Annotated in this window: 14 protein-coding genes and 2 tRNA genes; 7 read left to right on the forward strand and 9 right to left on the reverse strand. The window is 71.7% G+C overall.

Annotated elements, in window-relative coordinates; genetic code table 11:
* Positions 1 to 167 precede the first annotated feature (167 nt).
* Positions 168 to 2,363 (forward strand): elongation factor G-like protein EF-G2, encoded by a 2,196-nt coding sequence (locus ACFVXJ_RS08335; protein ID WP_389660534.1) that lies wholly within the window; start codon positions 168 to 170, stop codon positions 2,361 to 2,363.
* Positions 2,364 to 2,519: 156 nt separating this feature from the next.
* Positions 2,520 to 4,169, forward strand: coding sequence for a hypothetical protein (locus ACFVXJ_RS08340; protein ID WP_389660535.1), 1,650 nt, complete (start codon positions 2,520 to 2,522; stop codon positions 4,167 to 4,169).
* Positions 4,170 to 4,241: 72 nt separating this feature from the next.
* Here ACFVXJ_RS08340 and ACFVXJ_RS08345 read toward each other — a convergent pair whose 3' ends face one another.
* Entirely contained in the window at positions 4,242 to 4,802 is a 561-nt protein-coding gene (locus ACFVXJ_RS08345) for an HIT family protein (protein ID WP_389660537.1), read from the reverse strand.
* 67 nt (positions 4,803 to 4,869) lie between these two features.
* Here ACFVXJ_RS08345 and ACFVXJ_RS08350 point away from each other — a divergent pair, with 67 nt between their 5' ends.
* Complete coding sequence (locus ACFVXJ_RS08350; protein WP_389660539.1) at positions 4,870 to 5,556, forward strand: potassium channel family protein; 687 nt, start codon at positions 4,870 to 4,872, stop codon at positions 5,554 to 5,556.
* A 17-nt stretch (positions 5,557 to 5,573) separates the two neighbouring features.
* Here the strand turns inward: ACFVXJ_RS08350 and thrS are convergent, their stop codons facing one another.
* Entirely contained in the window at positions 5,574 to 7,550 is a 1,977-nt protein-coding gene (thrS, locus tag ACFVXJ_RS08355) for a threonine--tRNA ligase (RefSeq protein WP_389660541.1), read from the reverse strand.
* A 122-nt stretch (positions 7,551 to 7,672) separates the two neighbouring features.
* Here thrS and ACFVXJ_RS08360 point away from each other — a divergent pair, with 122 nt between their 5' ends.
* On the forward strand, positions 7,673 to 8,161 hold the full coding sequence (locus ACFVXJ_RS08360) for a GNAT family N-acetyltransferase (RefSeq protein ID WP_389660543.1): 489 nt from the start codon (positions 7,673 to 7,675) through the stop codon (positions 8,159 to 8,161).
* On the opposite strand, the gene ACFVXJ_RS08365 is transcribed toward ACFVXJ_RS08360, so the two are convergent.
* The 3 genes from ACFVXJ_RS08365 to ACFVXJ_RS08375 form a co-directional block, all read right to left on the reverse strand.
* Positions 8,158 to 8,580, reverse strand: coding sequence for an ester cyclase (locus tag ACFVXJ_RS08365; protein ID WP_389660545.1), 423 nt, complete (start codon positions 8,578 to 8,580; stop codon positions 8,158 to 8,160). The two genes, ACFVXJ_RS08360 and ACFVXJ_RS08365, sit on opposite strands and share 4 nt — an antisense overlap.
* Before the next feature lie 130 nt (positions 8,581 to 8,710).
* Positions 8,711 to 9,949, reverse strand: a complete 1,239-nt coding sequence (locus ACFVXJ_RS08370) for a hypothetical protein (RefSeq protein ID WP_389660547.1) — start codon at positions 9,947 to 9,949, stop codon at positions 8,711 to 8,713.
* A complete protein-coding gene (locus tag ACFVXJ_RS08375; RefSeq protein ID WP_389660549.1) occupies positions 9,949 to 10,539 on the reverse strand; it encodes a DUF4365 domain-containing protein in 591 nt (196 codons plus the stop codon). The genes ACFVXJ_RS08370 and ACFVXJ_RS08375 overlap by 1 nt, the downstream gene beginning before the upstream one ends.
* A 211-nt stretch (positions 10,540 to 10,750) precedes the next feature.
* Here ACFVXJ_RS08375 and ACFVXJ_RS08380 point away from each other — a divergent pair, with 211 nt between their 5' ends.
* Positions 10,751 to 11,476 carry a 3'-5' exonuclease gene (locus ACFVXJ_RS08380; RefSeq protein WP_389660551.1) on the forward strand — a complete coding sequence of 242 codons (726 nt, stop codon included), beginning with the start codon at positions 10,751 to 10,753 and terminating at the stop codon, positions 11,474 to 11,476.
* Positions 11,477 to 11,567: 91 nt separating this feature from the next.
* On the opposite strand, the gene ACFVXJ_RS08385 is transcribed toward ACFVXJ_RS08380, so the two are convergent.
* From ACFVXJ_RS08385 to ACFVXJ_RS08400, 4 genes are all read right to left on the reverse strand, one after another.
* Positions 11,568 to 11,639: transfer RNA gene (locus ACFVXJ_RS08385), tRNA-Val, on the reverse strand.
* Between the two features lie 38 nt (positions 11,640 to 11,677).
* The gene (locus ACFVXJ_RS08390; protein WP_389660994.1) at positions 11,678 to 12,169 is read right to left on the reverse strand and encodes an SRPBCC family protein; all 492 of its coding nucleotides are present in this window, start codon (positions 12,167 to 12,169) and stop codon (positions 11,678 to 11,680) included.
* Between the two features lie 288 nt (positions 12,170 to 12,457).
* A tRNA-Val gene (locus tag ACFVXJ_RS08395) sits at positions 12,458 to 12,529 on the reverse strand.
* A 55-nt stretch (positions 12,530 to 12,584) separates the two neighbouring features.
* A complete protein-coding gene (locus ACFVXJ_RS08400) occupies positions 12,585 to 13,022 on the reverse strand; it encodes a TIGR02611 family protein (protein ID WP_389660553.1) in 438 nt (145 codons plus the stop codon).
* A gap of 188 nt (positions 13,023 to 13,210) precedes the next feature.
* Here ACFVXJ_RS08400 and ACFVXJ_RS08405 point away from each other — a divergent pair, with 188 nt between their 5' ends.
* Both ACFVXJ_RS08405 and ACFVXJ_RS08410 read left to right on the forward strand, forming a co-directional pair.
* Positions 13,211 to 13,624 carry an SsgA family sporulation/cell division regulator gene (locus ACFVXJ_RS08405; protein WP_030011909.1) on the forward strand — a complete coding sequence of 138 codons (414 nt, stop codon included), beginning with the start codon at positions 13,211 to 13,213 and terminating at the stop codon, positions 13,622 to 13,624.
* A gap of 252 nt (positions 13,625 to 13,876) precedes the next feature.
* Positions 13,877 to 14,512 (forward strand): CGNR zinc finger domain-containing protein, encoded by a 636-nt coding sequence (locus ACFVXJ_RS08410; protein WP_389660555.1) that lies wholly within the window; start codon positions 13,877 to 13,879, stop codon positions 14,510 to 14,512.
* Positions 14,513 to 14,705: the final 193 nt, after the last annotated feature.

Below are 14,705 nucleotides of genomic sequence, written 5' to 3' on the forward strand. Positions count from 1 at the left end.
CCCCACCGCCCCCCACCCACCGGTTCCCGCCGCACAATCCGCGCGCCGACCGTGCCTCACGCTCCGGACAGCGCCCGGTACGACGTATGGACGCGGTGTGACGCCGGTGCAAAGCTCGAAGAACCCCTGTCACCCTCCTCACCGCGACACCGGGAGGCACGATCACCATGGGAGCCACATCACACCAAGCCGGGGCCGCCGGCAGGGCACTGACGGCCGACCGCCCCGCATCCGTACGGAACGTCGTGCTGGTCGGCCACAGCGGCGCCGGAAAGACCACGCTGGTCGAAGCCCTGGCCCTGACCTCAGGGGCCGTGAACAGGGCCGCGAGCGTCGAGGACGGCGGCACGGTCTCCGACTACGACGAGATCGAACAACGCCGCCGGCGCTCCATCCAGCTCTCCCTCGTCCCGGTCGAGTGGGGCGGAATCAAGATCAACCTGTTGGACACCCCCGGATACGCCGACTTCGTCGGGGAACTCAGGGCCGGTCTGCGCGCCGCGGACGCGGCCCTCTTCGTCGTCTCGGCCGCCGACGGCATCGACGGGGCCACCCGCATGGTGTGGGACGAGTGCGCGGCCGTGGGCATGCCCCGGGCGATCGTCATCACCCATTTGGAGGCAGCCCGGGCGGACTACACGCAGATGACCTCGGTCTGCGGTGAGAGCTTCGGCGGGGACGACCCGGACGCCGTCATCCCGCTCTACCTGCCCCTGCACGGCCCGGCCGGACCCGACGGGCACGCGCCCGTCACCGGCCTGCTCGGGCTGCTCTCCCAGCGGGTCTACGACTACGCCTCCGGCGAGCGCGTCGAACGCGACCCGGACCCCGCCGAGCTCGCGCTGATCTCCGAGGCCCGCTCCCGACTGATCGAGGGGATCATCGCGGAGAGCGAGGACGAGACCCTCATGGACCGCTACCTCGGCGGCGAGGACATCGACCTCAAGACCCTCGTCGACGACCTGGAGCGAGCGGTCGCGCGCGGCACCTTCCACCCCGTCCTGATGGCGGCGCCCGCCGCCGAGGGAGCCCGCCAGGGCCTCGGCACCGTCGAACTCCTCGAACTGATCACCGGCGGTTTCCCCACCCCGCTGGAACGCGCCCCCCTCACGGTCACGGCCCCCGACGGCTCCGCCCGCCCCGAGGTCACCTGCGACCCGGACGGGCCGCTCCTCGCCGAGGTGGTCAAGACCTCCTCCGACCCCTACGTGGGCCGTGTCTCCCTCGTCCGCGTCTTCTCCGGCACCCTGCGCCCCGAGGAAACCGTGCACGTCAGCGGACACGGCCTGGCCGACCGAGGCCACGAAGACCATGACGTGGACGAGCGGATCGGCGCCCTGACCTCCCCCTTCGGCAAACAGCAGCGCACCCTCACCCACGTCATCGCGGGCGATCTCGCCTGCGTCGCGAAACTGGGCCGCGCCGAGACCGGCGACACCCTCTCCGCCAAGGACCGCCCGCTCCTCATGGAGCCCTGGCCGATGCCGGAACCACTGCTGCCGCTCGCCATCGAGGCCCACAGCAAGGCCGACGAGGACAAGCTCTCCCAGGGCCTGGCCCGGCTCGTCGCCGAGGACCCGACCATGCGCCTGGAACAGAACCCGCACACCGGCCAGCTCGTCCTGTGGTGCCTGGGCGAAGCCCACCAGGACGTCGCCCTGGAGCGGCTGCGCACCCGCTTCGGCGTCCAGGTCGACCCCGTCCCGCACAGGGTGAGCCTGCGCGAGACGTTCGGCGCCAAGGCCGCCGGACGCGGTCGGCACGTCAAACAGTCCGGCGGGCACGGCCAGTTCGCCATCTGTGAGATCGAGGTCGAGCCCCTGCCGCCGGGCAGCGGCATCGAGTTCGTCGACAAGGTCGTCGGCGGGTCCGTGCCCCGGCAGTTCATCCCGTCCGTGGAGAAGGGCGTACGGGCCCAGGCCGCCCGCGGCGTGGCGGCCGGCTATCCGCTGGTCGACGTACGGGTGACCCTGCTCGACGGCAAGGCGCACTCGGTGGACTCCTCCGACGCCGCGTTCCAGACCGCGGGCGCCCTCGCCCTGCGCGAAGCCGCCGCCGAAGCGCCGATCCACCTACTGGAACCCGTCGCGGAACTCGACGTCCTGGTCCCGGACGAATACGTCGGCCCCGTCATGAGCGACCTGGCGGGCCGCCGCGGCCGCGTGGTCGGCACCGACCAGGCCGGCCCGGGGCGGACCCGGGTGCGGGCCGAGATCCCCGAGATCGAGATCGGCCGGTACGCGGTGGAGTTGCGCTCGGTGTCACACGGCACGGGCGGGTTCAGCCGTACCTACGCCCGGCACGAGCCGATGCCCCCGCAGTTGGCGGACAAGGTTCGCGAACAGGTCGAGAAGGGAAGTTAATCGACATAGCACATGGGATGCCGTCCATTCAACCGTGTTGCGATGGGCGGTATTTCCCTGTCCCATGACCACGGGGTGGGCTCCGCCGATAGGCTCTTCGCCGGGGCAGGACGCGGGCGGGGCACAACGCATGACGGCACGTCGATGGGGGCAACGGTGGCGGACGACGGTTTCGACTTCAGGCCCGGGGCGCAGATCCCGCTCCAGGGGGGCGGCGGGCAGACCGCGGCGACCAACGCGCTGGCGTCCGCCGCGTACCGCGACGGCAAGCTCGACGAGCTCCTCAAGGCCAACAACGAGTACCACGAGTCGAAGATCAAGCCGGGCAAGATCTCCCTCCTGGAACCCAACCTCGGCGAGGCGTTCTGCCGCGCCGTGGAGGCCCGGACCCTGGGCGCCGGGCGCAAGCCGCTGATCCAGTCCTTCGGCGCCGACCCGCAGACCGTCGTCGAGCACTGCCTCGCCGCGTCCCGGCTCCGCAAGGAGCGCGACCGCAAACTACGCCTGATCACCCTCGGGTGCGGGGTGCTGTTCCTTCCCGGGCTGCTGCTCTGGCTCGGCCTCTTCCAGCTCCGCAAGTCGCTCGGCAAGGGCAAGCGGGGGTCCTGGGTGGGCACCGCGCTCCTGGTCGGCGTCGCCCTGGTCATCGCCGTACTCATGTTCAGACTGCCGTTCACCGGGTTCTTCGGCCTCTACCTGCGCGCGATGGTCATCGCCCCGGCCGTGGGCTGGTTCCTGGCCCGCCGGCTGTGCGAGACGACCGCGGTCGACATGCGCGCGCGCTGGGACGGGCTGCTCGGCGGCGGCGGGGTGGCCGCGAAGATCCCCGAGGCGGTGCCCGGCAACCCCGACGAGAAGGCCCGCGAGGACCTGCGCCGGCAGCTGGCGAGGCTGACCGCCGAGGACCGCAGCAACTCCGTCTTCTACGCCGGCCCCAAGGGCATCCTCGGCATGGGCACCCGCTGGGGCAGCTGGCAGATGGCCGAGGAGCTGGTCCCCAAGACCGAGGGCGCCGAGATCCACCCGTTCCGCAGCTGGGACGTCATACGCGCGGTCGACGCCGAGCTGCGCAAGCTGGAGCGCGGCCCCCTGCACACGGGCGGCTTCCCGACCGCCTCGATCCAGCACTGGATCGTCACCCCGATCGGGGAGGGCGCCGTCGAGGTGGCGCGCCCCACGGGCGAGGACGTCGACAGCTACCTGGTGAAGCCGCACGAGATCACCCGGATCTGCAACGAACAGCAGTTCAGCGCCGGCAACCGGCACTACCTGGGCATCCAGTACCCGCTCTGGGACGGTCAGCTGGTGATCACCATGATGGTGACCGTCACCGTGCTCTACAAGACCCTGCGGGTGGACGTCACCGCGCACGCGCTCGGTCCGGTACACGGCCTGTTCACCACGAAGTCCGCGCCCAAGACGGTCGAGGTCCCCAAGTCCGTCCGGTTCTGGGAGACGGTGGAGCGCGCGCTGCCCCTGGTGGACGCGAACGAGGTGGTGCGGCTGGCCGTGCGCGCCCCGCTGAGCTGGTACCCGCCGATCCTGGACTACCTGGGCGGCAAGCTGATCCTCCCCGAGCCCTTCGGCGTCCGTCACGTGTGGGCGGGTTCCATGTGGCGCCACCGGTTCATGGCGGACGACGCCCTGCGCACGGTGACCCCGGTCCTGCGGGCGGTGCACAACGCCGCGTTCCGGGTGCTGGAGGAGAACGGCGTGGACACCGACCGCTTCCTGAACCGCTCGTCCATCATGAGCGGGCTCATCCAGGAGCCCGCCCCGCGCAAGGCGGACGTCTACGACGCGTAGGTCCTGTCGTCGAAGCAGCGCCCGCCCCGCGCGATCGGCCGGCCGCCCGGTGGCCGGCGCCCGGTCAGTCGGTCAGTCGGTCGGCCACGCCTCCGCGAGCATCCGGCGGGTGTCCGCGAGGAGTTGGGGCAACACCTTGGTGTGGCCGACCACCGGCATGAAGTTCGTGTCCCCGCCCCAGCGGGGCACGATGTGCTGGTGCAGGTGCGCGGCGATGCCGGCTCCGGCCGCCGCGCCCTGGTTCATGCCGATGTTGAAGCCGTGCGCCCCCGACGCCTTGCGGAGCGCGGTCATGGCCCGCTTGGTCAGCTCGCCCAGCTCGGCCGTCTCGGGGCCGTCCAGTTCGGTGTAGTCGGCGACGTGCCGGTACGGGACGACCATCAGGTGCCCGCCGTTGTACGGGTAGAGGTTCAGCACGGCATACACGTGCTTGCCGCGGGCCACGATCAGGCCGTCCTCGTCGGACATCTCCGGAATCCCGCAGAAGGGACAGCCGTCCCCGGCATCCGGGCCGGTCGGCTTGTTCTCGCCCTGGATGTAGGCCATCCGGTGGGGTGTCCACAGACGCTGGAACGCGTCCTGCGTGCCCACACCGATCTGCTGCTCCGGCTCACTCGTCATGGGATGCAGCATATGACCTTGCCCCCGCCGGGCGTGTCGCCGGGGCGGACACCGGCCGGGTACCGGCGATGCTGGGCGGATGCCCGAGAATCGGACGACCCGCGAGGCCGCCTGGGAGCGCCGCACCGAGCTGCCGTTGTTCTACGCCTCCCTGGTGTTCATCGCGAGCTACGCGGTCCGCGTGCTCGCCACCGGGGCGGGCCCCGTCCTGCGCGACACGGCCCTGGCGGTGACCGGCCTGATGTGGGCGTGCTTCCTCACCGACTACCTGGCGCGCATGGTGCTGAGCCGCCGGCGACCGCTGGCGTTCGTCCGCAGACACTGGTTGGACACGGTGGTGGTGCTCCTGCCGCAGTTGCGGCCGCTGCGGGTGGTCAAGCTCCACGACGCCGTGCAGGCCAGGAGGGACCGCCCGCGCCGTGAGCTGCACCTGCGCGTGATCACATACGCCGGCCTGGCGGGTCTCCTGCTCGGCTTCTCCGGGGCGCTCGCCGTGTACCAGTACGAGCACGACACCCCCGGCGCCTCGATCCGGACCTTCGGCGACGCGGTGTGGTGGGTGTCCGAGACCCTGACGACGGTCGGCTACGGCGATGTGGTGCCGGTGACGACGATGGGCCGGCTGATCGCGGTGGTGCTGATGCTCTGCGGGCTGGCGCTGCTGGGCGCGGTCACCGGCTCGTTCTCCTCCTGGCTGCTCCAGGTATTCCGCCAGGAGGACGACGAGGAGCCCCCGGAGAACCGAAGTTCCCCGGGGGCTCCCTGACGACCGGACCGGTCGGCTCAGACCTGGACGCGGTCCTCGACGACCTTGGCCAGCTTGGCCAGTGCCTCGTCCTTGGCGATGCCGTTCTCCTGCGAACCGTCGCGGTAGCGGAAGGAGACGGTGCCGGCGGCCATGTCCTCGTCACCGACGATGATCATGAATGGCACCTTGAGCTTCTGGTGGTTCCTGATCTTCTTCTGCATGCGGTCGGAGGAGGCGTCCACCTCGACGCGCAGGCCCTGCTTCTTCGCCTCGGCGGCGAACGCCCGCAGGTACTCCACGTGCCCGTCGCCGATCGGGATGCCGACCGCCTGGACCGGGGCCAGCCACGGCGGCATGGCGCCCGCGTAGTGCTCCAGCAGTACGGCGAAGAACCGCTCGATCGAGCCGAACAGCGCGCGGTGGATCATGACCGGGCGCTGCCGCGAACCGTCCGGGCCGGTGTACTCCAGGTTGAACCGCTCCGGCAGGTTGAAGTCCAGCTGGACCGTCGACATCTGCCAGGTGCGGCCGATCGCGTCCCGGCACTGGACCGAGATCTTCGGGCCGTAGAACGCGGCGCCGCCCGGGTCCGGCACCAGCGGCAGACCCTGCTTCTCCGCGACCTGGCGCAGGGTCTCGGTGGCCTCTTCCCAGATCTCGTCCGAGCCGACGAACTTCTCCGGGTCCTTGGTCGACAGCTCCAGGTAGAAGTCGGTCAGACCGTAGTCGCGCAGCAGGTTCAGCACGAAGGTCAGCGTGCGGTCGAGCTCCTCCGCCATCTGCTCCTTGGTGCAGTAGATGTGCGCGTCGTCCTGGGTGAAGCCGCGCGAGCGGGTCAGGCCGTGCACGACGCCCGACTTCTCGTACCGGTACACGGTGCCGAACTCGAACAGACGCAGGGGCAGCTCACGGTAGGAGCGGCCGCGCGCGTCGAAGATCAGGTTGTGCATCGGGCAGTTCATGGGCTTGAGGTAGTAGTCGGTACCACCGTCGAGCTGCATGGGGGGGTACATGCCCTCCGCGTACCAGTCCAGGTGGCCGCTCTTCTCGAAGAGGGTGCCCTTGGTGGCGTGCGGGGTGTAGACGAACTCGTAGCCCTCTTCCTCGTGGCGCTTGCGCGAGTAGTCCTCCATGGTGCGGCGGATGACGCCGCCGCGGGGGTGGAAGACGGCGAGGCCGGAGCCGATCTCGTCCTGTACGGAGAACAGGTCGAGTTCGGTGCCGAGCTTGCGGTGGTCGCGCTTCTCGGCCTCGGCGAGGAAGTCGAGGTGCGCCTTGAGTTCGTCCTTCGAGGGCCAGGCGGTGCCGTAGATGCGCTGGAGCATCGGGTTCTTCTCGCTGCCGCGCCAGTAGGCGGCGGCGTTGCGCATCAGCTTGAACGCCGGGATGTTGCGGGTGGTGGGCAGGTGGGGACCGCGGCAGAGGTCCTTCCAGCACAGCTCGCCGGTCTTGGCGTCCAGGTTGTCGTAGATGGTCAGCTCGCCGGCGCCCACCTCGACGTCCGCGCCGTCGTCGCTGGAGGCGGAGCCCTTGATGCCGATGAGCTCCAGCTTGTACGGCTCGTCGGCGAGCTCCGCGCGGGCGGCCTCGTCGGTGACGACGCGGCGGGCGAACCGCTGACCGCGCTTCTGGATCTCCTGCATCTTCTTCTCGATGGCCTTGAGGTCATCGGGGGTGAAGGGCTTGGCGACGTCGAAGTCGTAGTAGAAGCCGTCGCGGACCGGCGGGCCGATGCCCAGCTTGGCCTCGGGGAAGAGTTCCTGCACGGCCTGCGCCATGACGTGCGCGGTCGAGTGGCGCAGGATGTTCAGGCCGTCCTCGGAGGAGATCTCCACCGGCTCGACGGTCTCGCCGTCCCGCACCTCGTACGCGAGGTCCTTGAGTTCGCCCGCGACGCGCGCGGCCACGACGGTGCGCTCGCCGGCGAAGAGCTCGGCCGCCGTAGTGCCCGTGGCCACCACGCGCTCGTCCCGCTCGGAATCGCGTTGGATGATCACACGGACGTCTGACACCGGTCTCTCCTGAACTCTGGGGGTGCGCGAGCGAACACTGCGCGCCTGAATCGTACCGAGCGGAGTGGCCGTGCCGCTAAACGGTTACGCGGCCGGGCCCGCCCGCCGCCTACGGTGGGCCCATGCCGAAGACGACCGGGCCGGTGCGGCCCCTGGACCTGAACGACGACGCCACCGCTGCCGCCGTCCATCGCATCGGGCGCGAGGCGTACGCGGTGGAGGCGGAACTGATCGGTTTCGACGGGATACCGGCGCTCCGCGAGAGCCTCGCGCAACTGCGGGAGCGGCCCCTGCGCTGGCTGGGCGCGAGCGGCCCGGACGGGGAGATCGCGGGCTTCCTGGCCTGGGAGGAGGAGCCCGACGGCGCCGTCTGCGTCGACCGCCTCTGCGTGGCCCCGGCCGCGTTCCGCCGGGGCATCGCCTCGCTGCTGCTGCGCCACCTGCTGACCGACACCGCCCCGGGCCGCCCGGTCACGGTCACGACGGGCGCCGCGAACGCCCCCGCGGTGGCCCTCTACGACCGCCTCGGCTTCCGCCGCGGCGACGACTTCTCCCCCGCCCCCGGCCTCGTGATGGCCTCCTTCACCCGCACCCCGGGACGGGACGTCTAGCGCAGGTGCGGGATCACTCCGAGCTGCTGGAGGAAGGCGAGGAGGTCCTTGTCGGACCACTTCTCCGCGAGCCTGCCGTTCTCGATCCGGTGGATCACCGTCCCGGTCATCGTGAGCGGCCTGCCGGTGGCGGGAGCGCCCGGGAGGTCCCCCCGGTGCACCCCGCGGGCCGTCAGCCGGGTCACGACCCTGTCGCCCTCCGCGACCTGGTCCTCGATCTCGTGGGTCCCCGGGGTGGCCTTCCAGAACAGCCGGAACGCCCGCTTCAGGCCCTCGCGCCCGGTCCCGAGCCCGGGGAACGGCGGCGGCGAGTGGTCGACGTAGTCCTCGGCCACGAGTTCGTCCATGGCGTCGAGGTTGCCCGCGTCGATCTCCCGGTAGAAGCGGCGGACCAGCTGCTTGTTCTCCTCGGTGGACACGGGGACCTCTCTGCCGGTGCGAGCGGGTGGGCGGGCGGCTCTCCGCATCGTCACCGCGCCCTCCCCCACCCGGCCCCCGGCGCGCCGGGCAGGCTCCGCGCGTTCGCCCGGAAGCACGGGGCGTGCCGCACTAGTCGTCGGACGGCAGGACGTCGGACGGGTCGAAGGACTCGTCCAGCGACTTCATCAGCCGGTCCCGCTCCACCTCGTCCAGCGGGACGGGAGTGACGTCGGTGGCGTCGGTCAGCCGGCGGAACCCGCCCCGGCGCTGGAGCCGGCCGCTGACCCGCACCGGCAGCCCCACCAGGTGCGCGTGCCCGGCGACGCGGTACGCCTCCTCGTCGAGCCTCGCCCGTACGTACGGCACCTCCGCGCCCGCCAGCACCCGCAGCCGTACCGTCCCGCCACCCCCCGGCACCGAGCGCCGCATCCGCACCACCGCCCCGGCGAGGCGGACCGGGAGCGACGGCTCGTCCCGCGTGTAGCGGGCCGCCGCCTCCCGCAGCACCGGAAGGTCCCCCGGGGAGAACTCCACCGGTTCGGGCCGCGCCGCGCACCCCGCGGGCACCCCGGCCGCCGGTGCCCACGCCAGCGAGATCCGGGCCCCCTCGGAACCCCGTACCAGTGCGATCAGCGCGTCCGCGAGCTCGCGGCTGACCCCGGCCTCCACCGCCGCGTCGAACGCCTCCATGCCTCCGGTGGCCCGGCGGTAGTCCACCGCCTCGCGCGCCGCGTGCAGGGCGTGGTGCAGCCGGGTCACGACCCCCCGCCCTCCGTCCACCGGGAGGTACGCGGTCAGTCGGCGACCGCCCGGAGCAGGCCCCACCAGCACCCCGTCCAGGCACCGCTCCGCCTGCGCCCGGTGCCGTGCGCCGTAGTACCCGGCCCGGGCGCGGGCGGCGAGGGCCCCGGCCAACAGCAACTGCCGGGCGGCCGAGCGAAGCTGTTCCTGGACGGGCCACGCCTCCGCCCGCTGCGCCGCGTACGCCCCCTCCGGGAACTCCCGCTCCCAGCGGATCTCGTCGCTCGGCACGCTCAGCCCGAAGAGCACCTCCCGCGCCGAGGGCAGCCCGCCGCGCGCGAGGGCGGTCAGCGCCTCCTCCAGGAGGTCGGCGCAGTCGGGGAAGGCCCGGCTCTCCGGGACGAGCAGGCCGACGCCCGCCTGCCCCGGCGGGGTCCACCGCCCGTACCGCCCGGCGGCGCCGCCCCGTCGCAGCCAGCCGTGCCGGTGCAGGAGCGCGCCGAGTACGGCCGGGTCGACGTGCGCGGGGTCGGGCGTCCCGGGGGAGGTCGGGTCCGCGTACGGCGAGGGGCCGGCGTACGGCGACGGGGACGACAGGGGTTCGAGGCGTGGTGTGTTCCGGTTCATCAGGGTGTCCCTCCCGACCCGACCCGGGTCATGATCTCGCAGAGCGCCCGGTCGTCGAAGATCCGTGTGGTGGGGATCCGTACGGTGGTCCGGCGCCGGCCGGTCACGGGGTGCCCGGCGAGATTGGTCCAGTAGCAGCAGTGCCGCAGGTCGAGCCGGTCGTGCTCGGCGCTCAGCCACTCCTCGCGCTCCCGGGGGACGAGCATCACCACGAGGATCTTGTGGACGGCGACCGGGGTGCGGGCCAGTTTCACGAGGTGTTCGTTGTCGAGGGTGAAGCCGAAGGTGGCCCCGGCCGGCCGTGGGGGTATCTGGTAGGTCGCCTTCAACTGCACCTTGATGGTGACCTCGTCGTCGACGACGTGCTCGGACGCGCCGTGGCTCACGTGCCAGTCGATGCCGTTGTCGGGAAAGGGCTGGGACAGCGAACAGCCGGCCGCCGCGGCGACCGCGTGCAGGTATCCCACCTGGAGTGTCTCCATGCAGGCGGTGGTGGCGAGTGAGCCGCGCAGCGGTCCGGTCCCCGCGTCCGCCCGCGGTCCGATCCGCCCCTGCAGCACCCCACCCGGTTCGGGCTGCGCGAGCGCCATGGCCGGCTCCCCATGCCTTGTGGGCTCTGCCTCGTCAGGTGTTGGCGGGGTGACGACCGCTCAGGCGTCCGGTCCCCCAAGGAGGTTGTCTCCGCAGCAGACGCGTGGCAAACGGCGTACGGGGCAAACAGCCCGGGTATCACCGATTCGGGCAAGGGGGTGGCGAGTTCCCGTCGCGCCCCATCTGCCGATCGGGGACGAGGAGTTCGCCATGACACGCTGGTACGAGGGACCGCTGGCCGCATTCGACACGGAGACGACCGGGGTGGACGTCGAGCAGGACCGGATCGTGTCCGCCGCGCTCGTCGTGCAGGAGTGTGCGGGCGGCCGGGTCCGCACCACGCGCTGGCTGGTCAATCCGGGTATCCCGGTGCCCCGGGGCGCCACGGAAGTGCACGGCCTGACCGACGAACACCTCCAGCGCAACGGCCGTTGGCCGGCGCCGGTGGTGGAGGAGATAGCCCGCTCGCTCGCCGAGCAGCAACTGGCGGGTCGGCCGGTGGTGGTGATGAACGCGCCGTTCGACCTGACGTTGCTGGACCGGGAGTTGCGCCGGCACCGGGCGTCGTCGCTGGCCCGCTACCTGGACGACCGGCCGCTCACGGTGTTGGACCCGCGGGTACTGGACAAGCACTTGGACCGCTACCGCAAGGGCCGCCGGACGCTGGGCGACCTGTGCGCGCACTACGGGATAGAGCTGGAGGGCGCGCACGACGCGGCGGCCGACGCGCTGGCCTCACTGGAACTCGTACGGGCGCTCGGGCGCCGGTTCGCTGGCCGGCTGGAGCGGTTGACACCGGCCGAACTGCACGCGCTCCAGGCGGTGTGGCACGCGGCGCAGGCCCGGGGGCTCCAGGCGTGGTTCGCCCGTCAGGGCACGCCGGAACCGGTGGACCCGCACTGGCCGCTCCGCCCGGAAGTCCCGGCGGCGGCGTAGGCGCGGGCCGGCACCCCGCCGGGGACCGCACGGAAGGGTCGTCGAAAACGCGGAAGGCCGGTCCGTCAGCTGACGGACCGGCCTGTCCCGGTGGGCGATACTGGGATCGAACCAGTGACCCCTTCGGTGTGAACGAAGTGCTCTCCCGCTGAGCTAATCGCCCGGAACGGGTTGAACAATACAAGAGCCCCGGGGTTCTGTTCAAACCGCTTCCGGCCGGGCCGCCAGCCGCGCCGCGAGGGCCCGCTGCCCGGCGCGCATCATGAGGGTGTGGTTGAGCCGGAACAGGGGGCGTCCGGGCACCGCGAGGCGGCGCAACAGCGGCCGGCTCACCTCGACCTCCTGCTCGTACAGGGCGCGCGTCCGGGTCCCGCGCGGGCGGACGGTCCACCGCGCCCAGCCTTCGAGGTCCCCGCTCAGCGCGACCTCCAGCACTCCGCCGGCGGGGTCGCGGAGCAGTTCGGTGGCGGTGACGCGGAGCGCGTACGGCAGTGCGGAGCGGATGACGGCGGTGCCGGTGCGTCCGTCCGCGGAGGTGAAGCGGCGGACCTGGGGCCACCAGCGGGGGTACTCCCCGGCTCGTTCCAGGGTGCGGTAGACGAGGGCGGGCGGGGCGTCGAGGTCCCACACGCTGCGGAAGCGGAAGTGGCTCCCACCGCGCCGGGGCCGGTGATCCGTGCCGCCGGTGCCCATGCTGTCGTGATCCGTGCCGCCGGGGTCCGTGCCGCCGTGATCCGTGCTGCTGTGGTCCATGCCTCCAGCCTGCCCGGCCCGCCGCGCCGCCTATCCCGCTCGGCCGGGGTTCCCGCGATGCCCCCGCGACGGCCCCGTGCGGCCCCGTGTGAGTCCCGCGGCGCTCCCCCGACCGTTCGGGCCGGCCCCCGTGGCGCGGGGCCGTCAGGAACCCTCCAGGCCGTTCGCAGCGCCCGGGTACGACGAAGGCCCGGAGACTCGTTTCGAGTCTCCGGGCCTTCGGTCCGGTGGGCGATACTGGGTTCGAACCAGTGACCCCTTCGGTGTGAACGAAGTGCTCTCCCACTGAGCTAATCGCCCGGACGCACCGCAAACATTACCGCATGTCAGCGGTGCTCCACGCCATCGGTACGGATCACTGGTCGTTGATGTTCCACGGCAGCATGAGGCCGTACTTCCACAGGTAGAACCCGATGAGCACGGCCGCGACGGTCACGCCCACAGCGGTCAGGATGAGGTTGCGGCGGCGGACCCTCGGGTCCATCGCCTTCTGTGCCGCCTCGGACACCTTCCGCTTCGTCCAGCGCAGCACCACCTGCGCCCAGGCGAACTCGGTCCCCCAGATGAACAGGCCGGCGAAGATCGCCACCCACCCGGGCCCGGGCAGGACCAGCATCGCGATGCCGGCGGCGATGACGGCCAGGCCGACGATGAACACGCCGACCTGCCAGCTCAGGTGCAGGGTGCGGTTGGCCTTGACGAAGGCGGGCGCCTTCGAGACGTGCGGCTCGGCTTCCGGTTCGGTTCCCTTGTGCGCGGACTCGTCGGTCTCGCGGTCACTCCCCGTATTCATGGGTCGAATCTACCGGAGTCGAATCGTGGCCCGGAAGCACACGTGATCGGCCGTTTGGATCCGCCGTCCGAGGGACCCAGAGGTCCGCAAAACGGTCAGAGGGGTTTACAACGCCACCGTAGGTGGCATGTCGATTTCGCCGACGTGCGAATCCCCGAGCGCACACTGAGCGAAAGGCCCTGGCGCTTATGAACACCACGGTCAGCTGCGAGCTGCACCTGCGCCTCGTTGTGTCGAGCGAGTCCTCACTGCCTGTTCCCGCGGGCCTGCGGTATGACACGGCCGATCCCTACGCCGTGCACGCCACCTTCCACACCGGCGCCGAGGAGACGGTCGAATGGGTATTCGCCCGCGACCTCCTCGCAGAGGGTCTCCACCGGCCCACCGGCACCGGCGACGTCCGCGTCTGGCCGTCCCGCAGCCACGGTCAGGGAGTCGTCTGCATCGCCCTGAGCTCTCCGGAAGGAGAAGCACTGCTCGAAGCACCCGCCCGAGCCCTTGAGTCCTTCCTCAAGCGGACGGACGCCGCGGTCCCACCCGGAACCGAACACCGGCACTTCGACCTCGACAAGGAGCTGTCCCACATCCTGGCCGAAAGCTGACCCAGGACGCGGGCGACTCCCCCGGCCGCGGCCGGGGGACCACCCGACACCGTCCGACTCGGGGCGACGGTGCGGGAGGGACAACCACATGCGGCAGTGCCGGCGCTGTTCTCGCGGAAGCCAACCGCGGGGGCGGCGCCGCCGTGCGTTCCGGGGACGGTCGCACCTCCCGGTCGCGGTCGGGGGCGGCTAGAGTCGGCCCCCCACGCGGCAGAGACCGATCGCCGCAGGCCCGGCCCCCAGGGAGACCCCGTGCAGATCCCCCACGACACCCGTCGCGCGCTCGACGTCGTCGTCGCGCTGGTGAACACCGCGGCCGAACCCGGCAGGCCCGACGGGCTGTCCGATGTGGGCGCGCTGCGCGGTTTCGTCCAGGAGTACGCGATCAGCGACGTGGGCGAGCTGGGCGCCCGTGATCTCGCCGGCGTGCGCACCGTGCGGGACAAGTTCGCGCAGACCTTCGCCGCCCCGAACCCCCGGGCGGCGGCCACACTGATCAACGAGCTGGTCGCGACGGCGGGCACCACGCCGCGGCTGACCGACCACGACGGTTACGACTGGCACGTGCACTACTTCGCGCCGGGCGCCTCCGTGGGCGACCATCTGGCGGCGGACGGCGGCATGGCGCTCGCGTTCATCGTGGTCTCGGGAGAGCAGGAGCGGCTGCGGCGCTGCGAGGCCCCCGACTGCCGACGGGCCTTCGTGGACCTCTCCCGAAACCGTTCGCGGCGCTACTGCGACAGCCGGACCTGCGGGAACCGGCTGCACGTGGCCGCGTACCGGGCGCGCCGCAAGGAGGCGGACGCGCACGGTTCGGACGCGCACGGTTCAGAGCAGGAAGAGGTCGTGCACGGCGGCGAACAGCAGCAGGCTTCCGATCACCGCTAGGAAGATCATCAGGGGCGGCTGGGACAGCGCGAAGAGACAGCCGCGGGCTTCTTCGGCGGGGGCGTGAGCCGACGGCTCACCAGGTGATGTGTCCGGCATGTCGGGCCGATGATGGCCCACCCCTCCCCTGATCGCCCCTCAACACGCCAATGGCGTGGCGGGAGTTCGCCCTTTCCCGTGACGGGAGGCGCGG

It is taken from the genome of Streptomyces sp. NPDC058279, assembly GCF_042881255.1.
Lineage (GTDB): Bacteria > Actinomycetota > Actinomycetes > Streptomycetales > Streptomycetaceae > Streptomyces.